Consider the following 19,649-nt stretch of genomic DNA (forward strand, 5'->3'; position numbering starts at 1 on the left):
CTGTACATAACAAGAAAAATTGCAGGAGAAGGAAGATAGATAATGAAACCAATGACCATGACTGATCTGAATCAGCTCAAGAAAGAAAAACGTAAATTCGCGACTATTACCGCTTATGACGCCAGCTTTGCCCACCTGTTTGCCGAGCAAGGTATCGATGTCATGCTGGTTGGTGACTCACTGGGTATGACTGTGCAAGGGGCTGATACCACCATTCCAGTGACGGTTGAAGATATTGTCTATCATACTCGCTGTGTCCGTGCCGGAGCACCTTATACTTTTATCATTGCCGATATGCCCTTCATGAGTTATGCCACGCCAGAGCAAAGTTGTGAAAACGCTGCCAAGCTTATGCGTGCTGGCGCTAACATGGTGAAACTTGAAGGCGGTAGCTGGTTATACGATACCATTAACATGCTTACCGAGCGTTCGGTACCCGTTTGCGCCCATTTAGGGCTAACTCCTCAATCAGTCCATATTCTTGGCGGTTATAAAGTTCAGGGACGTGATGAAGTATCAGCGAATCAATTGATAAAAGATGCCATTACCTTAGAAAAGGCGGGCATACAACTGCTAGTACTAGAATGCGTACCCGTTGATTTAGCTAAACGTATCACCGATGAATTACAGATCCCGGTAATTGGTATTGGTGCCGGTAATGTGACTGATGGGCAAGTTTTAGTGATGCATGACACACTGGGCATTACCGTAAGCCCCCCTAAATTTGTGAAAAACTTCCTTGAAGAAGCAGGGAATATACGTGATGCCATTCGCCTATATAAAGAACAGGTGGAAAGTGGTATTTACCCTGGTAAAGAACACTCATTTTATTAATAAATCCCCCTAAGGAGTATTAAGCAATGCTGATTGTCGAAACTGTACCGATTCTACGCCGTGAAATCCGCCGCTGGCGTCAGGAAGGAAAACGCATTGCACTAGTGCCAACAATGGGTAACTTGCACGACGGCCATATGACGTTAGTCGATACAGCCAAAGGGCAAGCAGATATTGTGATCGTCTCTATTTTCGTCAATCCGATGCAGTTTAATCGTCCAGATGATTTGGCAAAATATCCTCGTACCTTACAGGAAGATTGCGAAAAACTTCATCAACACGGTGTCAATCTGGTATTTGCTCCTGCTGATAAGGAAATATACCCTGATGGTATGGAACATCAGACTTATGTTGATGTTCCTGAGCTTTCTACCATGCTGGAAGGGGCCAGTCGTCCCGGTCATTTCCGTGGTGTTTCAACCGTAGTGAGTAAACTGTTCAATCTGGTACAGCCAGATTTAACCTATTTTGGCGAAAAAGATTTTCAACAATTACAACTTATTCGCAAAATGATTGCCGACCTGGCTTATGATATTACGCTGGTTTCAGTACCCACGGTGCGTGACCAAAATGGCCTGGCTCTCAGTTCACGTAATAACAATTTAACCGCCGATGAACATCGAATCGCCCCAGAACTCAGCAAGATCATGCGATCTATCGCTGAAAAAATGGCACAGGGTGAACGTCACACAGAACAGTTGCTCACTCAAGCTTCTTCACAGCTACACGAAGCGGGCTTTGTACCTGATGAGTTGTTTATCCGTGACGCTGAAACATTGGCACCGTTAAATACCGAAAGCAAAAAAGCCGTTATTCTAATGGCTGCCTGGTTAGGGCAGACCCGTATGATCGATAATCAGCAGGTAGATTTAACGCAATAATCGCCGTTGTATCAGGCGTTATTGATGCAAAAAGGTTCTAATTTGTCATCGAATCAGGAGAAAAACCATGTTGCGTACGATGCTACAGGGGAAATTGCACCGGGTGAAAGTCACTCAGGCAGATTTGCATTATGAAGGTTCCTGTGCAATGGATCAGAATTTCATGGATGCAGCCGGTATTCTGGAATATGAAGCTATTGATATCTATAACGTAGATAACGGTGAGCGCTTTTCCACTTATGCTATTGCCGCTGAACGTGGTTCTAGAATAATTTCAGTTAACGGAGCAGCCGCACGCCGTGCTGCGGTAGGTGATAAGCTAATTATTTGCTCATATGTACAAATCCCTAACGAAGATGCCCGTCACCATAAGCCTAATATCGCTTACTTCGATGGTGATAATATTATGAGGCGGATCGCCAAAGCCGTGCCGGTTCAAGTGGCTTAAATTAAATTTAGTCCCCTAAAATTAGCCAGCAAAATTTAGGGGACTTCAAAAATAGAAACCGTTAATAAATTACCGAATTTAAGTCCTCAATCCCCGCCCTGTTTCAATTAAATACCAGGCAACAAGATAAAAAGCCACAATAAATGCAGTCAAAACACTCAACGTAATTATCAAAGAAACATCAGTAATCCCCAGGAAACCATAACGGAAACCACTAATCATATAAACGATCGGATTCAACTTGGAAACCGCTTGCCAAAATGGGGGTAATAATGTCAATGAATAAAACACCCCACCAAGATAAGTCAGTGGCGTTAATACGAAAGTCGGAATAATGCTGATATCATCAAACGTTTTAGCAAAAATCGAATTCAGCAACCCCCCTAGTGAGAACAAAATGGAGGTCATCAACAACGTGACAACAATCATCCACCACGCATGAATATGAAGCGGCACAAAAAATAGAGAAACCAATGTCACCAGAATACCGACGCAGACACCACGGGCAACACCACCACCAACAAACCCCACAATAACTATATGTGTCGGAACCGGCGCTACTAATAATTCCTCAATACTGCGCTGGAATTTCGCACCAAAGAAGGAGGAAGAAACATTGGCATAAGAGTTAGTAATCACCGACATCATAATAAGGCCAGGGACAATAAACTGCATATAATCGACACCGCCCATTTCCCCAATACGCGAACCAATCAAGCTACCGAAGATAATAAAATAGAGCGACATGGTAATAACCGGTGGTAATAAAGTCTGTACCCAGATACGACCAAAACGGGTAATTTCTTTAATCCAGATAGTTTTTAGCGCCACCCAGTACAACTGAATCATTTACTATCTCCTTACTTATTGTTCACCAAGCTGACAAATAACTCTTCCAGACGGTTCGCTTTATTACGCATACTTAAAATATGAATACCCTGAGCACTTAATTGGGTAAATACGCTATTTATTCCCTGACCACGCTGAACATCCACTTCCAAAGTAGAGGCATCCAGCAGTCGATAATCATATCCTACTAGTTCAAGAATTGGGTTTTGTGTCGCCAGATCGAAGAAGAATGTTTCAGACTCCACCCGACTGAGTAAATTTTTCATACTGGTGTTTTCCACCAATTCACCATGCTGAATAATACCAATATTACGGCACAGCATTTCTGCTTCTTCCAGATAGTGAGTCGTTAGAATAATTGTCGTTCCTTGGGCATTCAGCTCTTGCAAAAAATTCCACATAGAGCGACGAAGTTCAATATCAACACCAGCAGTCGGTTCATCAAGGATCAATAACTTAGGCTGATGCATCAACGCTCGTACAATCATCAAGCGTCGTTTCATCCCACCAGACAGACGAATCGCCCGTTGGTTGCGTTTTTCCCACAGATCTAACTGCAACAGATAAGTTTTCGCTCTGGCTTGCGCTACTTTTCGCGGTACACCATAGTAACCGGCCTGATTGAGAACAATCTGCAACACCGTCTCAAACGGGTTAAAGTTAAATTCCTGCGGAACAAGACCTAACTGGCGTTTAGCATTGACAATATCAGTATCAATATCATAGCCAAACACCTTAACCTTACCGCTGCTTTTGTTTACCAGAGAGCTAATAATGCCGATTGTGGTGGATTTCCCTGCACCATTCGGACCTAATAATGCGTAGAAGTCTCCAACTTCCACATTCAGATCTATCCCACGCAGTGCCTTAACACCATCAGTGTAAGTCTTAGTAAGCTGCGTTAACTCCAATGCATAAGTCATAAATTACAAAACACCTTTATTATCTGGTCGCTTTTGCGTGTAATGTGGAAACATAATGCTGTTTTTCTGCCTGACTTGCTTTACAAAAACAGTAGAAAGATTAAAAACAAACAGCAATAAAATATTAAAATTTCAATTGATGTTGTATATGATTCTATCTTAAAGAAACACTACCAGGCTATGAATCATGATGAAAAAAATAGAAGAGCTGCTTGCCAATAACAAGCAGTGGTCAGAATCGGTTAACGAAGAAAATCCAATTTTTTTCAAAGAATTAGCAAAATCACAAAAACCTCATTTCTTATGGATTGGTTGTTCAGACAGCCGGGTACCAGCAGAAAAACTAATTGATGCCGCCCCCGGTGACTTATTTGTTCACAGAAACGTTGCAAACCTAGTTATTCATACTGACTTAAATTGTCTTTCAGTTATTCAATATGCAGTAGATGTACTGGAAGTTGAACATATCATTATCTGCGGACACTATGGTTGTGGTGGTATCGAAGCTGCAATTGATGGCACCGAACTGGGATTGATTAACAACTGGCTGCTACATATTCGTGATCTTTGGTATAAACACAGTTCTATGCTAGGTGAATTACCCCCTAATGAGCGTCTGAACCGTCTGTGCGAAATTAACGTTGTTGAGCAAGTATATAACCTTGGTCACTCAACCATTATGCAAGCAGCATGGAAACGAGGCCAAAAAGTGATGATCCACGGTTGGGTTTACGGTATCCATAATGGTCAATTGCAAGATCTGGAAGTCACGGCTGACAGCCGTGAAAAACTGGAGCTTGCCTATCGCCAGACAATATCCAAACTGACGCATAAGAAGTGATTTTTTAGATCATTCATAAAATACGCTGTAGAAAAGGTTATATTTAACTTTTTCTATAGTGTAATTAAACGAAGATTTTCAATTTATAGATTATAGATTATAGATTATAGATTATAGATTATAGATTATAGATTATAGATTATAGATTATAGATTATAGATTATAGATTATAGATTATAGATTATAGATTATAGATTATAGATTATAGATTATATTAAAAATATATTTTAATTTTTTCTCAGACTTAAAAATTATATTTTACCCTTTAAACTCATGATAATATTTTTCTCCAGAGATATTATCTAAACTAGAGTGGAAAGTTTACAACATAGGTTCGCGAAGCCTTTTGCCACTCTATCTATTAAATCCCGATCCTCTTGCCTAATCCTCAAGTTGAGTGTCTTATTTTTACGATTCTCACTTATTACGTTCATTTCAAATCTCCTTATGCTATAGGTGAGCTAAATAATACACAAACGTAACGCCATTATCATCACATTTCTAGAGGAGAGAATTCCCATTAGGCATAGAGGCTTACATCGGCTTTCGCTAATACAAATGCAATATACCGAATGAACTTCAAGATGCTTGAGCCGTCAGACATAAAAACATTTAAATTCAACAACATAATCGTTTTTCAAACATGCACTTTGAAGTATCTTGAGTATATACCCGTTATCTTTCAAGTTGCCTCTTTGCTGGCTGCACCTATTCACCCCAGTCATATAGTTCGCTACGCTCCCGGGGATTTGCTCCCTTGCCGTCACGATGCATCTTGAAATCCATAGGGTATAGCCATTTAAACCTCAAATAGCTATTTTAATTTTTCGAATGGATGCATGAGGTAATAAGAAGAAAACAAAATAACCCATGATAAACATAATATAAACATTCATCATGATATATAGTCATTGAATTAATAAATATCCATCCGATGTATTAAAATATTATTTTCCAATTAAAACTGACATATTTCATCTTAAAGTTTATTTCTATATGAACAAGAAAAAAAATATAAAAAACTGGAATAAACAAACTAACATAATTACTGAAAATATTTTCATAAAATGGACAATATGACGATACCACACCTATTCCCCCAAGAAAATAGGTATTAATGAGCTCCTAAAGATCAAAAAACAATGGAATATCTGAATGAAAATAAACGATAGTAAGTTAAAATGAATATGAAAAATGATTTTATTAATATTAAGATGTAAGAAATTTTTAATTTATTTTCATAAGGTTATAAAAAATCATCATCAATGTAAAATTCAGTATTTTTTTGATTGAGTCAACACACTAAAGCATAATAGTAAAAACTTTTAACATACAGAAATAAAACACCCAAAAGTTAATTAATCCATTAAATTAATCAGGTGAATCAGACTACTTTTATAATATTTTTGACAATTTTTACAATTATTTTTAGAATAAGAAAATTACTTATCCTCAATAATGTAAAATGAGTAATTAATCTAAATACTAATTAATTATCATTCATTGAATACTTAAATATTACAGAAATTATATGTATTTGTTGACATGCCATGACGACCTCCGCATAGTGTGCATATACAGTATACGAGACTAGTATGATTAAAAGCTTCAAACACAAAGGATTGGAAAAATTTTTCAAAACTGGTTCTACCGCTGGCATTCAGCCTAAGCATGCCCTAAAGCTGCAAATCCAGCTAACTGCATTGAATACGGCTAAAAAACCAGAAGATATGAATGCCCCTAGCTGGAAACTTCACCCACTAAAAGGAGCAAATCTTAGCGGTCACTGGGCAATATCTGTTAACGGTAATTGGCGTTTAACATTTAGATTTGAGGGCGAAGATATAATTCTCGTTAATTATCAAGATTATCACTGAGGGCAACGAAATGAAAATGCATAAACCTGCACACCCAGGCATAGTTTTGCGTGAATATCTTGGTGACATATCTGTCACGGAAGCAGCAAAGGCTCTCGGTATAACCAGAGCTGCACTATCCCGCATATTAAACGGCAATGCAGGAATATCTGCTGATATGGCCCTGCGACTGGAAGCCGCATTAGGTACTAGTGCCGAAATGTGGACAGGAATGCAGTCCCAATATGAACTGTGGATTGCCTCACAGCACAAAAGACCAGAAATAAAACCAATACTGGCTCACTCCTGATAGCGTAATAAGAGGGCTTTACTTAGCCAGCTACAACACTACACACCATGCCTGAATCACAAAGCAAAAACGGCAACCCGAAAGTTGCCGTTTTCAAATACGAGAAAACTACTCTTCTAGCAAAACCACATGGCCGATATAAGGCAGATGACGGTAAAGTTGCGCATAATCGATACCATAACCCACCACAAATTTATCCTCAATTGAGTAACCAATCCACTCCACCGGAACATCAACTTCACGGCGGGAAGGTTTATCCAGCAAGGTACAGATTGCCAGTGATTTTGGCTCACGCAACGCCAAAATTTCACGCACTTTATTCAGGGTATTACCTGAATCAATAATATCTTCCACAATCAGTACATGCTTACCACGAATATCCTCGTCCAGATCTTTCAGGATTTTCACATCACGAGTGGAATTCATACCGCTACCGTAACTGGAAGCCGTCATAAAGTCGACTTGATGAGGGATCTGAATTTCACGGCATAAATCAGCCATAAAAATAAATGAACCTCTCAGCAACCCGACCAATACCAGCCCACTACCACTGTCACAATAGTGTTCAGTAATCTGTTTTCCCAGTTCAGCAATACGTTGTTTAACCTCCTGTTCGGAGATCATAACTTCTACAGTGTGTTTCATTATAAAGTTAACCAATTGTTTTTAATGATAATAATCAAGATAAAGATCAGTGAAAATCATGATTATTAGTATGTCGATTGATACACCGTTCTTTTGAACGGATAAAATAACACTTAGAAGCATCATTACAAATAAAATTGAAACAGGAAACTTTACGCCCCCTTTCAGTAATGCATAAATTCCGAACAACTACAATCGAATGGTAATTATCAAAAGTTCTTCGAAAATATGGGGTATCTCAAACAAAGATTAAAGATGGTTTCTGATGATCACTATGTCTATGGCAACATCTTTAATTTGGGATTAGGTTGTAACAAAACATTAGCGGCAACTCTGTAAAGCTTAGTTTCTTCATCATAAGTTTTACTTATATTTTTCCCACTCACAAAATATAACGTCATCCCATCAGCACAAGGTAGAATTTCTATTAATTTTTTCCTTTTAAGAGTTCTAAGAGCCTTATGTAAATCATCAATGCTTATTTCCAATGTTTCTGCAAGGATTTCATCGGAACAAATAACCGAACTTTCAATAAAACAGCCAGAATTATATGCCAAAAACGTATACAGTGAGGCTGAGTGAGGATGACTTACTGCTAAAACTTTAAGCTTTTTTTCTTCATCAATGATTCCCTGACTCAAAGCAACACATTCATTGCAGATGTAAACGCTTGGACCAGCAATTAATTTAGCTACTTCATCTTGCTTTTTCCCACAAAAGGAGCAGTACAAACATTTTTCAGTCATGATGCCTCCACCATTCAATAACTCATGACAAACTGAAATACTCCAGGTAGCGCCAGTTGTTACTGCTATTCTTTACTCATAGAAAACGCAAAGTTTCTATATTCTATCTGCCATGTATTGAACAACATTAAAAAAAGAGACTACCAAGTCTATCTTGTTAAATTTCTTCGGACTGATGAACTACAAAACCTATTTGAGACGTTTTACCTCAATTAGATTTATACCCGTCATCTTTCAAGTTGCCTCTTTGTTGGCTGCACTCACTCACCCCGGTCACATCGTTATCTATGCTCCCGGGGATTCGCTCCCTTGCCGTCGCGATCCATCTTGAAATCCATAGGGTATATCTTTAATAACTTCCTGGAACTTATCATAGGTTTCAGGATTAAAAAGCGATAGAGACTCTATCTGCTCAAGCGGAAGAACATGACGAAACTGATACACACTCAAAGGCTTTGAAGTTAGTGTAATACCTTCATTCCTGTAATGATCAGCATAATTATGCTCGGCACAAAATGTCAGCGTATCTTTATCTCTGTAACCACTCATAAAAGGAATGATAACGATAGTATCGGTATCCAAATGATGAAATCTCGCTTCATCAACCATTCCAACATAAACTTTTCTCGACTTTAAAGTAATTAACAGCAACAGACCACTTTCAATTGATTCCAAAAGAAGGCTTTCAATAGCACTATTAGATGCAATTTCTTTAAAAATACCATTGCGCTTTTCAGGATTTCTAAAATCTTTCTCTGCGTTATAGGATGCACTGATACTGATCAACACGGTAAAACTTAAGATGAGAAAAGAAAAAATACTCGTCCCCACTAACCGAGAGTTGAATAAATCATGAGCAAAAGTAAAAGGGATATATTTTGCACCAAAATATACAGGGATGTTCAGTAGCATCATAACAGCAAAGATTAAACAACTCAGTGTTAAAGCCAGACAAAAACCTGTAATAAGAAAAAAACCACCTTGTCGTGCTACTTCAAAGTAAGCGTTCCAACCAATGGCTTTATTTTGCTTAAATCTAGAGGGTAGATGACTATTTGTATAAACATAACCACATACTAAAACAACAATAACCACAGCTGCCCACATTGATAGCTATCCCTCTTTTTTAGTACTCAACCACTCAACGTTTAAAGCGAAAGCCCGTTGAACATCAGGATTACAACGATTCAGAGTAACTGTTCCAGAACGATTAATGATGAACTTTTCATCTTTCTGATCAGCATCAGAACAAGTTTCTTTATGTGCGCCAACGAGGCGTGCCATCACCCTTTCCGGAGAAACAAGAGCATATCCCATATTCTTGAAAAAACTAGACATTTCACCGCTCCTTCACTGAGTAACAAACAACCAACTGTATCATAGTCTAATACCTGCGGTAATCACTAACAATACTTTGTTGTGTCCATTTACTGCTGATTAAGCATCTATCAACACCAGTTCATAGTAGAAGCAATTGCGTATAACCTTTGTTCTATAATGTACATCCTATAACAATAATTCATTGAAAAGACTACATAACTACGGACTATAAGGCACAGTGAGGCCGACTCTGATAAGCCAAACCAGAGTCAATCTGTTAACAAAATTATTTACTAACAGTAAAACCCAGCATCATACCGGTATCTTCATGTTCTAGTAGATGACAATGCGCCATAAATGGATGCTTCACTCCCGCAGTATGCTTGAACTGAACCAGCACTTCACTCTCCTTGCCTTCCACATGAACAATGTCTTTCCAACCGCTACGGTGAGCCGCAGGCTTGCGGCCATTTTCACTCAAAATACGAAAACGGGCACCGTGGATATGGAACGGATGCAGCATCATATCGCCAACGCCCGAAATCACCCAACGCTCATATTGCCCCTGTTTCACATCAAAAGCGGGTTCTGTTATGGAGAAAGCCTGCCCATTAATGGTGTTCGCACGATGGAAATTTAATTCACTACCATGATGCATATCTCCGTGGTTCATATTCCCATGATCCATCCCCATACCCGGCATAGCCTGCTCACCATAGCGCTGAGACATCATCATCATTCCCTGCATATCCAGACGACTGTCCATCGCCAGATGTAAACGACGCCGATTCAAACCGGTAAAAGAGGGTAATGCAGGAAGCGTGGCAAGCTGCTCCGACAGTATTGTGCGGCTAGAAAAAAGCTGAGGTTGAATACGTAAAACCGGCAACGGTTGATCAAATGGCGGTAATGTCATTCCTATCTGAACCACAGGTAACGTCACCAGATCGAAAGATTTGCCATCCGAAGCGTCTATCACCACCTCAAAACGCTCTCCCGACAGAATCGGTAACTCATTAACCGCAACCGGTTCTGCTAACAAGCCACCATCACTGGCAACAACATACAATTGACGGCCATCACTGGTCGCAATATTGAGGCTACGAGCGTTACAGCCATTTAGCAAACGCAAACGTAACCAGCCGCGTGGTGCAGTATGTTGGGGTAAAACAACACCGTTGGTCAGCATCATATCGCCAAACCAACCAACAGCGGCACTCATCACATCCAGTTGATAATCAACCTGACCCTCGTTATTCAAGCGCTTATCCTGCAATATCACCGGAATATCATCCACGCCCCACTGATTTGGCAAACCCGTATTAATACTGTTCTCATCTTCAATCAGTACTAATCCACCAAGCCCCATTGCAACCTGATAACCCGTTTTGCCATGCGTATGTGGATGGAACCAACAAGTCGCTTCCGGTTGTTCAGGCGTAAAACTGACCGTCCGGCTCCCGCCGGGCGCAATCATCGCATGCGGGCCACCATCGGCTTCCCCAGTAATCTCCAGACCATGCCAATGAACCGTGCTCTCTTCCGGTAGATGATTACGAATATCAATAGTGACAGGTTTACCTGACATCAATTTCAGTGCCGGACCGAGTAAATCACCGTTGTAACCCCAAGTTTTAGTCACCACTCCTGCTTTAAAACTGGATTTTCCCGCTTTGATTTCAATAGCAATTTTACCTGCCGCATCTGGCTCTAGTTGTGGAGGAATAGGTAATACCGGATAAAATTCAGCAAAGGAGAAACGACTCCATACAGGCAACATACTGGATAGGCCCATAACGGCACTTAATCTGATAAAATCACGTCGTTGCATATTCACCTCCTAGTCAAATCAACCAAAAAATCGCTAAAAAACATCCCATATACCCTATGGATTTCAAGATGCATCGCGGCGGCAAGGGAACGAATCCCCGGGAGCATAGAGAACTATGTGACCGGGGTGAGTGAGTGCAGCCAACAAAGAAGCAACTTGAAAGATAACGGGTATAAAAGAAACATAAGGGCTACCCTTACAGGAAGGTCAAGCGAAGGGAATGTGATTTAAGTCGATCTTTACAGTAATTTTAAAAAATAAATTTTTCCTAACAAAGATATTAATATGTTAACGTACTATGACACTGGTTGATTATAATAATACAAATGCGAAAATTAGCTCTCTTGACTTACATACTCGTTCTTTTCGGTCTTTCCCACCCCGCAAAAGCGCTGACAGAAAATGAAGCTGAAGATCTAGCCGATCTGACAGCCGTGTTTATCTACCTGAAATATGACTGTGGTTACAGCCAAATTCCTGATCGGGAAATTAAACGAGCCATTATTTATTTTGCTCAACGCAATAAGTGGGATTTAACTAATTACAACAGCCAATTGATGGACAAGCTCAATGAAGAAAGCTACCAAGATCTCAAAGGAATTTACCTGTCCAATGCGATAAAGTGCCATGCTCTCGCCAGAGATTCGCTGAGTTTATTCGCCTACGTTAAATAGTGCTTTTCCTCATCCCCCTAAAGGGGTAAATTTCACCGTGCAACTGTGAGAATTGTTGGCTATTATGTGCACACAATTTTCATGACTGTCACAGTGGAGGAAAAGCCGGAATATGTCACAAAAAGAAATTTGGTCCGAAACCCTGCACGCCAACTTTGGTCAGTATTTTTCTGTCGATAAAGTGCTTTATCACGATAAAACTGAGCATCAAGATTTGATTATCTTTGAAAATGCGACATTAGGCCGCATTATGGCGCTAGATGGCACAGTACAAACGACTGAACGTGATGAATTTATCTACCATGAAATGATGGCTCATGTTCCTTTGTTCGCCCACGGGAACGCCAAACGAGTACTGATTATCGGCGGTGGTGATGGCGGTATGTTACGTGAAGTCTGTCGTCATCAATACCTTGAAAGCATCACTATGGTTGAAATCGATGCCGGTGTCGTTGAATTCTGCCGTCAGTACCTGCCTAACCATAATGCCGGTGCTTATGATGATCCACGCTTCAATCTGATCATTGACGATGGTGTTAATTTCGTTAATACCACCGATCAGAAATTCGATGTCATTATCTCTGACTGCACGGACCCGATCGGGCCTGGTGAAGGATTATTTACCTCTGAATTCTATCAAGGTTGCCAACGTTGTCTGAATGAAGGTGGCATCTTTGTTGCTCAGAATGGTGTTTGTTTCCTGCAACAGGATGAAGCAGTCACCAGCCATAAAAAATTGAGTAACTATTTTGCTGACAGCGGTTTCTATCAAGCTGCCATTCCAACCTATTATGGCGGAATAATGACCTTTGCCTGGGCAAGCCAGAACCCGGCACTACGCCATGTGGATCTGGCAACATTGCAACAGCGCTTTGACAACGCAGGTTTTACCTGCCGTTACTATAATCCAGCCGTTCATGTAGGTAGCTTTGCTCTACCACAATATTTGCTGGATGCACTATTTACTGGATGCACTATCTGAGAACCCATAATCACCCATTAGCCAGGAGGTGAAATAAATTGCACAAGCTGAAATTGCACGGTTTTAATAACCTGACAAAAAGCCTGAGTTTTTGTATTTACGATATCTGTTATGCCAAAAGCCAAGCTGATCGGGATAGTTATATCGCTTACATTGACGAACAATATAACGCTAACCGTTTAACGGAAATCCTCAGCGAAACGTGTTCGATCATTGGTGCAAATATTTTGAATATCGCCCGTCAGGACTATGATCCACAAGGGGCAAGCGTTACCATACTTGTCAGCGAAGAACCGATGGACCCGAAGGATGTAGACAACACTGAAAACCCAGGTCCGTTACCTGATTCTGTCGTTGCCCATTTGGATAAGAGCCATATCTGTGTTCACACTTATCCAGAGAGCCATCCCGGCGGCGGTATATGCACTTTCAGAGCTGATATTGAAGTATCAACCTGCGGTGTTATTTCACCTCTCAAGGCGCTGAATTATCTGATCCACAAATTAGAATCAGATATTGTCACGATGGATTATCGTGTCCGTGGTTTCACCAGAGATGTGAATGGCATGAAACACTATATTGATCATGAGATCAGTTCTATTCAGAATTATATGACTGAAGAAGTGCAATCACAGTATTACATGATGGATGTTAATATTTATCAGGAAAATCTATTTCATACAAAAATGATGTTGAAAAGATTTGACCTGAATGATTACTTATTTAATGCCACACCAGAGCAACTCAGTGAAGCTGAAAAGCAGGAAATTACCCATCTTTTGAAAAAAGAGATACAAGAAATTTATTACGGCCGTAATTTACCCACTGTTTAACTTTCACTAACTTATTATTTAACTGGCAGATACCCATATTTACAAGTATCTGCCAGATCAATTTCTAACTGTATTAACAGATTATCCCAATTTACATGACTAATGCAGTACTCATTGTAATTTCAGCACCGTAAATGGTTTTAAGGTAATTAATAGCATCTTGCTGATCGACACCGGGAAAAACACACACAGCATCTGATGGAACCTTGATTTGATAACCGCGTATAAACGCGCCATAAGCGGTATGTCTGACACAACAATGAGTATGTTGGCCGGTTAACACCACTTCCGTCACACCATATGCTTTAAAAACCTCTTCCAGATCGGTTCCATCGAAAGCCCCATAAAATCGCTTAGGCAAAACAATTTCACGATCTGCGCCAACAGGAGCCAATGCTTCAATGACATTAGCACCTGATGTTCCGGCCATTGCATGTCTGCCCCAAATACTCATTTCTCGATCATCAGCTCGATGAGCGTCATTAGCATAAACCACCAGCCAATCACGATGGCCCCGAGCATGATCAATCAGCCGCTTGATTACCGGTACGATCTTCATCGCATCCGCCTCATTGGCGAGTGCTCCTGTGACAAAATCGTTTAACATATCGATCACGATCAACGCTTTCATTAGTTTTGTCCTTTAAATGGATTCTTAAAAAAATAATCACTGCCCCGAATAAAGTCGTTTATTCAGGGCAGTTTAATAACACTGTGATTATTTCGATGGGGTCAAAGAAAAGGTCAGTGTCTCTAACGGTTGAAGCGTAATCAACGCCGTTTTATTGATAAGCTTCGGCAGCGAGCTGTTCTCGCCATAATCGATATTAACGTCATATACCGAAGGTTGATCATCAGGCAATTCGAGATCACTTTGCAAATCCAGATAATATTGTTTCACTTCATCAGCAGGATTGCGCAAAGTAATAATCGACTTTTTCGGACTCCAGGCTCCCCAACCATACACCGCTAGATCGGTAGGATCTTTACCAATCCAATGGGTATCAAACAGCACATCTTTATTTTTCTCTGACCATTTCGCCGCGTTTGCCAGTGTATCCCAATCCTCTGTGGTCAACAGGTCAGGCGTAACATACATCTCTTGTAACTGAGTGCCGCTGCCAAAATAGCTCCAAACCTGATCGGCAAAATCTTTAGGTGACTGTTTATCCAGATGCTTGGCCTGTTTGGCATAAACAATGCCATGCAGCATCAACGAATTCAGAGGGAACAGCGGCCCATTTCTTACGACATTACGATAAGTTTCTGCATCACGATAGGTAAGCCACTGCTGCACTTTAGAACCTGTACCGTGAAACTCCACATCATAACCACCACGCCAAATAGAATCGGCGAAAAACAGCCAGGAAGGCGTGGCTTTGGTGCCGGTGGTCAAGTTGATAAACAGATCACTTTCCGTACTGCGCATATCGTCAATCAGATGGATAGCGGCATCAAAATCACTGGTGAATGAGCTCCCTTTAATCACACGATCAGCATTGCCGGTGCCATCCAGCTTAAACATGGATACATTTTGTTGTTGAATCAAGTTGAGTACCCGCTTATGGAAATTGGCGTAGTAATTAGGGCCAGAGAGCGCAAATCTGCCATCTATCACTTCATAACCAAACTCCTCCGCATGAGAAACACGTTGCTCACCCGGTTTACCATAACCGCCCCAAGGAGAAAGCCAAATACCTAAGCGAGCACGATATTGATCTGCTGCCTGTTTAAGATTTTTGAACTCATGGGGAAATGCCTGACTAAAACCCCAATCTCCTTTGAGATTATCCCAACCATCATCAAACAGATAACCACTCAACTTCACACCGCGCTTAGTCACCAACTCCTGCCCAAACTGATTGATACGGGTCAACGCCTCTTGTTCGGTATAAGGCGTGAAGTAACCAATATCGTACCAAGAGTTGTAATGTAGGTAAGGACTATATTCACGCGGACGAGCATTGTTCAAAAACTCATTGACGTTGCGCCGCAATTGCCCTTCCTGATAAACACCAATATACGTCTTATAACTTAACGTCTTCCCCGGCTCTAACGGGATAGAGAGCGCAATTTTTTGCGAAGCGCTCCCTTTATACGCCTCAGTGGTAATCAATGGATTACCGGGAACAATAAAGAAGCTATCGCTGACAATCGGTGAACTGACGATAGAACCGTGAACAAAAGGGGTTTTAGTGCGAAATGGCATCAACGAGACAGAGCTGAGCTCCAACGCATTTTCCTGCGGTGTAATAGTGATTTCAAACGAGCCGTACTTATCTTTATCCTCCACAGTAATGATATTTCTTACCTGAATGTCGCCATGTTTCAGGGAGACAACAATACGATTGTGCTTTTTGCTAATATCAGTAATCTGAAAATCTTTAGCCGTGAGCTTTTCCCCTGATTTCAACGTGATTTCAAACAGATTGTCGATAATGATTTGATCGTGGTTTTTGGGATTTTCAAATTTTAATTGCGTCACTTTACTGTGTTCGTCGCTAACAGTTACATGGTAATTGTTACCGTCCAACAGCCAGCTATCTGCCCAGACTGGGGTGTTATACAACATGGAACTCGCTAATAAACTCAACGTAATTTTATTTAACGTTCTTATTTTCACAGCAGTTTCCTTCATAGTCAGGATGAAAAAACAGAACCTTCACGAATACAGCTTGCCTACACTGCCACAAATCCGGATCTTTTCTTCTACTACTGCCTGCATAGCCTGTTTTCCCGGCGCGATATATTTACGTGGATCATTCGCATCTGGGTGCTGAATGAAATAACGCTTTACCGCATCAGCAAAAGCAATTTTCAGATCGGTCGCCACATTGACTTTGCATACACCAAGACCAATCGCCTGCTGTATCATCACTTCAGGAATACCCGATGCACCATGTAGCACCAACGGAATATCCACCTGTTCACAGATTGCCGCTAGTCGATCAAAATCCAAATGCGGTTCACCATGATACAAACCATGCGCAGAACCAATCGCTACCGCCAGAGAATCAATACCGGTACGGGCAACAAAGGCTTTTGCTGCCAGCGGATCGGTAAAAAAACTATCGGCACTGGAAACCTGCAAATCATCTTCCTGCCCGCCTAGCCGCCCCAATTCCGCCTCAACGCTAACATCGTAACGATGGCAAAATCGTACCACCTCAGCTACCTTACGAATATTCTCTTCAAAGGGTAAATGCGAGCCATCAATCATTACCGAGCGCACACCCGCGGTCACTTTATGACTGATATCTTCCAATTCCTCATGGTGATCGAGATGCAACGCCAGCGGCAGATTGTGGCGACGAGCAGCATCCTGACAGATTGATACTAGGTAGTCAGTCCCCGCATAACTGAAAGTACTCGGCGTACCAGCCAGAATAACCGGTGATGCCAAGCGTGCAGCGGTTTCCGCCACCACCTGGACAGTTTCCAGATTATGGACGTTAAAAGCAGGAACCGCATAGCCTTCACGCAGGGCCTTTTTCAACATTTGACGACTGGAAATCAGGTACATATAAGCTCCTCAAATGCCATCCAGATTCGGGCTGTCATACCCTCGTTTCTGCTGTTCGTGCCACAGGCTGGTTAATCCCCGCCGCCCACACTCCAGCGCCGTATCACGAAATGTTTCCAGCGTCATACCTTCACGGTCCAGCATCATCTCTACCGCTAATTGCATATTGGTACCGGCAATAACTTCATAACATGGATTAGCGATTGCCAGTTGCGCCGCCTGCCGAAACGGTGATCCACCCAGTAAATCACTGAGAATAATGATACCCTCACCACTATCACAGGCGGTGCAGGCCGCCTCCAACGACACCAATAATTGTTGCGTACTGATCCCCTCGGGAAAATCGACAGCACAGCACTGCGGTTGTCGTCCGACGACTTGTTCCACTGCCTGTAACAATCCACTGGCGAAATGCCCATGACCGGTGATTACAATACCTAACATTCCCTCTCCTCAGTGCCGTTTATTAAAGAAAACCCACAAACTTCCCTACAATACCGATCACAACCGTCAAACCAATTAACTTGACCGGGGAAAATCCTTTTTTCATCAACCAAAACACCAGCAAAGTGAAACACAACGGCAACAAATTAGGCATCAGTTTGTCCAGCACATCCTTCTGCAACGCCACACTGGCCTTACCGGCGTTTATCACCACCGGCGTCGAGAGATGAACATAGGAAGCCACTAACGCCCCGATTACCGTCATTCCTACTATCGAAGCAGCATGGGAGATCTTTTTGGTATGCTTTTTCAACAATGCCAACGCACTGGTTCCTGCACGATAACCATAATGCGCTAAACCAAAACGCAAGCCGAAATGCACAATGTTGAACAACAACAAGAATATGATGGGACCAAACAAGCTACCCTGTAGCGCCAGAGAAGCCCCGATACCCGCGCAGATGGGTAGCAGAGTCAACCAGAACAATGCATCACCAATCCCCCCTAACGGCCCCATCAGCGCCACTTTTACGGCGCGAATAGTGGAAATTTTCTCTTTATTTCGCTCCATTGCCAGCACCAACCCAGACAGGAAGGTGACATCAAACGGATGTACATTGATAAACTCCATATGCATCTTCATCGAATTCGCCAGATCTTGCGGATGCTTGTGGATCTTACGCAGACCGGGGATCAAGGTGTACAACCAGCCTCCTGCCTGCATACGCTCATAGTTAAACGACGCCTGTAGCAACAAAGAGCGCCACGCCATACGATTCAAATCGCCTTTGGTCAGATCCTCACTCGGTATCGTGTCCTGATAGTCATCCTGCTCAACCTGACTGGTTGCCAGCGCCTGCGCCATCCTGTTCTCAGCTTTAGCTGCCATAGCCGCATCGGTGTCGTTAAATGCCATCTTCCATCTCCTGAGATTGAGTGTGAGATTGAGTAGTAGATACGCTGCGTTCAGCGGCCTCTTCCATACGGGAACGGTTAAAGAAATCGATCAGTGCAATCGCAAAAGCGCCAAGTGCTACAGCAATAATCGGCATATTGAGGAATGTGACTGAAATGAAACCCAGAATGAAATAAGCGATATAACTCTTTTTCATCATGATTTTCATCAGCATGGAAAAACCGATAGCAGGCATCATGCCACCCGCAACCGCCAGACCATCCAACAACCATTGCGGTGCCTTTTGTACCATGACACTGGCAGCGTCAGCACCGAAATAGACCGGCAGAAATGCCACGATAAAGTAGAAGCAAAACAGAATGGTGATACCCAGATAATTCACACGCTCCACGCCACGCCAGTTCAACGCTTTCACCATCTGATCGCATTTATGCATCATGGGTGAGAACAGGGTAAACAGCAGGGTGATGCAGCCTTGCACCGCAATGGAAAATGGCACCGCGATACCAATCGCGACTTTAGGATCAGCATGAGTCAAAATGGCAAATGCCGTACCAATCACACCACCAATCACCACATTTGGCGGCTGAGCCCCTGCCAGTGGCACCATTCCCATCCAGACCAGCTCCAGTGTCCCCCCGACCAGCAAACCCGTCTGTACATCCCCTAAAATCAGCCCAACCAACGGCCCAATCACTACTGGACGATGAAAATGAGTCAACCCATCGAACAGATCCACCCCGGCCAATCCGGCCAGTAACCCAATCAATATCGCATCAATCAGCATAACTCA

Annotated in this window: 23 protein-coding genes and 1 pseudogene; 10 read left to right on the forward strand and 14 right to left on the reverse strand. The window is 41.9% G+C overall.

Annotated elements, in window-relative coordinates:
* Positions 1-42: 42 nt before the first annotated feature.
* From panB to panD, 3 genes are all read left to right on the forward strand, one after another.
* Positions 43-834, forward strand: coding sequence for a 3-methyl-2-oxobutanoate hydroxymethyltransferase (gene panB / locus AACQ38_RS11565; RefSeq protein WP_058588551.1), 792 nt, complete (start codon positions 43-45; stop codon positions 832-834).
* 26 nt (positions 835-860) lie between these two features.
* A complete protein-coding gene (gene panC / locus AACQ38_RS11570; RefSeq protein WP_011145239.1) occupies positions 861-1,715 on the forward strand; it encodes a pantoate--beta-alanine ligase in 855 nt (284 codons plus the stop codon).
* Between the two features lie 67 nt (positions 1,716-1,782).
* Positions 1,783-2,163, forward strand: a complete 381-nt coding sequence (gene panD, locus AACQ38_RS11575) for an aspartate 1-decarboxylase (protein ID WP_011145238.1) — start codon at positions 1,783-1,785, stop codon at positions 2,161-2,163.
* 78 nt (positions 2,164-2,241) lie between these two features.
* Here panD and AACQ38_RS11580 read toward each other — a convergent pair whose 3' ends face one another.
* Positions 2,242-3,012: an ABC transporter permease gene (locus tag AACQ38_RS11580; RefSeq protein WP_011145237.1), complete on the reverse strand. Its 771-nt coding sequence runs from the start codon at positions 3,010-3,012 to the stop codon at positions 2,242-2,244.
* A gap of 11 nt (positions 3,013-3,023) precedes the next feature.
* Positions 3,024-3,935 carry an ABC transporter ATP-binding protein gene (locus AACQ38_RS11585; RefSeq protein WP_011145236.1) on the reverse strand — a complete coding sequence of 304 codons (912 nt, stop codon included), beginning with the start codon at positions 3,933-3,935 and terminating at the stop codon, positions 3,024-3,026.
* A gap of 187 nt (positions 3,936-4,122) precedes the next feature.
* On the opposite strand from AACQ38_RS11585, the gene can reads away from it, so the two are divergent.
* Entirely contained in the window at positions 4,123-4,776 is a 654-nt protein-coding gene (gene can, locus AACQ38_RS11590; protein WP_011145235.1) for a carbonate dehydratase, read from the forward strand.
* A 596-nt stretch (positions 4,777-5,372) separates the two neighbouring features.
* Here can and AACQ38_RS11595 read toward each other — a convergent pair.
* Positions 5,373-5,501 (reverse strand): hypothetical protein, encoded by a 129-nt coding sequence (locus tag AACQ38_RS11595; RefSeq protein WP_255563026.1) that lies wholly within the window; start codon positions 5,499-5,501, stop codon positions 5,373-5,375.
* Between the two features lie 870 nt (positions 5,502-6,371).
* Here AACQ38_RS11595 and AACQ38_RS11600 point away from each other — a divergent pair.
* Both AACQ38_RS11600 and AACQ38_RS11605 read left to right on the forward strand, forming a co-directional pair.
* Positions 6,372-6,653, forward strand: a complete 282-nt coding sequence (locus AACQ38_RS11600) for a type II toxin-antitoxin system RelE/ParE family toxin (protein WP_109791351.1) — start codon at positions 6,372-6,374, stop codon at positions 6,651-6,653.
* 10 nt (positions 6,654-6,663) lie between these two features.
* Positions 6,664-6,942: a HigA family addiction module antitoxin gene (locus tag AACQ38_RS11605; RefSeq protein ID WP_011145233.1), complete on the forward strand. Its 279-nt coding sequence runs from the start codon at positions 6,664-6,666 to the stop codon at positions 6,940-6,942.
* A gap of 108 nt (positions 6,943-7,050) precedes the next feature.
* On the opposite strand, the gene hpt is transcribed toward AACQ38_RS11605, so the two are convergent.
* The 5 genes and pseudogenes from hpt to cueO form a co-directional block, all read right to left on the reverse strand.
* Complete coding sequence (gene hpt, locus AACQ38_RS11610) at positions 7,051-7,587, reverse strand: hypoxanthine phosphoribosyltransferase (protein WP_011145232.1); 537 nt, start codon at positions 7,585-7,587, stop codon at positions 7,051-7,053.
* A 608-nt stretch (positions 7,588-8,195) separates the two neighbouring features.
* Positions 8,196-8,333, reverse strand: a pseudogene (locus tag AACQ38_RS11615) (ClpX C4-type zinc finger protein); the annotation flags it as partial.
* A gap of 285 nt (positions 8,334-8,618) precedes the next feature.
* Positions 8,619-9,440 carry a hypothetical protein gene (locus AACQ38_RS11620; protein ID WP_165578180.1) on the reverse strand — a complete coding sequence of 274 codons (822 nt, stop codon included), beginning with the start codon at positions 9,438-9,440 and terminating at the stop codon, positions 8,619-8,621.
* A 6-nt stretch (positions 9,441-9,446) separates the two neighbouring features.
* Positions 9,447-9,617, reverse strand: coding sequence for a hypothetical protein (locus AACQ38_RS11625; RefSeq protein ID WP_207631840.1), 171 nt, complete (start codon positions 9,615-9,617; stop codon positions 9,447-9,449).
* Positions 9,618-9,939: 322 nt separating this feature from the next.
* A complete protein-coding gene (gene cueO / locus AACQ38_RS11630) occupies positions 9,940-11,484 on the reverse strand; it encodes a multicopper oxidase CueO (RefSeq protein WP_165578181.1) in 1,545 nt (514 codons plus the stop codon).
* On the opposite strand from cueO, the gene AACQ38_RS11635 reads away from it, so the two are divergent.
* From AACQ38_RS11635 to speD, 4 genes are all read left to right on the forward strand, one after another.
* On the forward strand, positions 11,479-11,715 hold the full coding sequence (locus tag AACQ38_RS11635; RefSeq protein WP_165578182.1) for a hypothetical protein: 237 nt from the start codon (positions 11,479-11,481) through the stop codon (positions 11,713-11,715). The genes cueO and AACQ38_RS11635 overlap by 6 nt on opposite strands.
* A gap of 95 nt (positions 11,716-11,810) precedes the next feature.
* The gene (locus tag AACQ38_RS11640) at positions 11,811-12,158 is read left to right on the forward strand and encodes a YacC family pilotin-like protein (RefSeq protein ID WP_011145216.1); all 348 of its coding nucleotides are present in this window, start codon (positions 11,811-11,813) and stop codon (positions 12,156-12,158) included.
* 112 nt (positions 12,159-12,270) lie between these two features.
* Complete coding sequence (gene speE, locus AACQ38_RS11645; RefSeq protein ID WP_165578183.1) at positions 12,271-13,140, forward strand: polyamine aminopropyltransferase; 870 nt, start codon at positions 12,271-12,273, stop codon at positions 13,138-13,140.
* Positions 13,141-13,178: 38 nt separating this feature from the next.
* Positions 13,179-13,973 (forward strand): adenosylmethionine decarboxylase, encoded by a 795-nt coding sequence (gene speD / locus AACQ38_RS11650; protein WP_011145214.1) that lies wholly within the window; start codon positions 13,179-13,181, stop codon positions 13,971-13,973.
* A gap of 91 nt (positions 13,974-14,064) precedes the next feature.
* On the opposite strand, the gene AACQ38_RS11655 is transcribed toward speD, so the two are convergent.
* The 6 genes from AACQ38_RS11655 to agaW all read right to left on the reverse strand — a co-directional run bounded on the left by AACQ38_RS11655 (position 14,065) and on the right by agaW (position 19,643).
* The gene (locus AACQ38_RS11655; RefSeq protein WP_165578184.1) at positions 14,065-14,604 is read right to left on the reverse strand and encodes a cysteine hydrolase family protein; all 540 of its coding nucleotides are present in this window, start codon (positions 14,602-14,604) and stop codon (positions 14,065-14,067) included.
* A gap of 87 nt (positions 14,605-14,691) precedes the next feature.
* A complete protein-coding gene (locus tag AACQ38_RS11660; RefSeq protein ID WP_339367043.1) occupies positions 14,692-16,596 on the reverse strand; it encodes an enterotoxin in 1,905 nt (634 codons plus the stop codon).
* Positions 16,597-16,635: 39 nt separating this feature from the next.
* Positions 16,636-17,496, reverse strand: coding sequence for a tagatose bisphosphate family class II aldolase (locus tag AACQ38_RS11665; protein WP_011145211.1), 861 nt, complete (start codon positions 17,494-17,496; stop codon positions 16,636-16,638).
* Positions 17,497-17,505: 9 nt separating this feature from the next.
* Positions 17,506-17,940 carry a PTS galactosamine/N-acetylgalactosamine transporter subunit IIA gene (gene agaF, locus AACQ38_RS11670; RefSeq protein ID WP_011145210.1) on the reverse strand — a complete coding sequence of 145 codons (435 nt, stop codon included), beginning with the start codon at positions 17,938-17,940 and terminating at the stop codon, positions 17,506-17,508.
* A gap of 22 nt (positions 17,941-17,962) precedes the next feature.
* Entirely contained in the window at positions 17,963-18,856 is an 894-nt protein-coding gene (locus AACQ38_RS11675; RefSeq protein ID WP_011145209.1) for a PTS system mannose/fructose/sorbose family transporter subunit IID, read from the reverse strand.
* Positions 18,846-19,643 carry a PTS N-acetylgalactosamine transporter subunit IIC gene (gene agaW, locus AACQ38_RS11680; protein ID WP_011145208.1) on the reverse strand — a complete coding sequence of 266 codons (798 nt, stop codon included), beginning with the start codon at positions 19,641-19,643 and terminating at the stop codon, positions 18,846-18,848. Before agaW ends, AACQ38_RS11675 begins: the two co-directional genes overlap by 11 nt.
* Positions 19,644-19,649 lie beyond the last annotated feature (6 nt).

Source organism: Photorhabdus sp. RW14-46 (assembly GCF_963887965.1).
Classification (GTDB): Bacteria; Pseudomonadota; Gammaproteobacteria; order Enterobacterales; family Enterobacteriaceae; genus Photorhabdus; species Photorhabdus laumondii.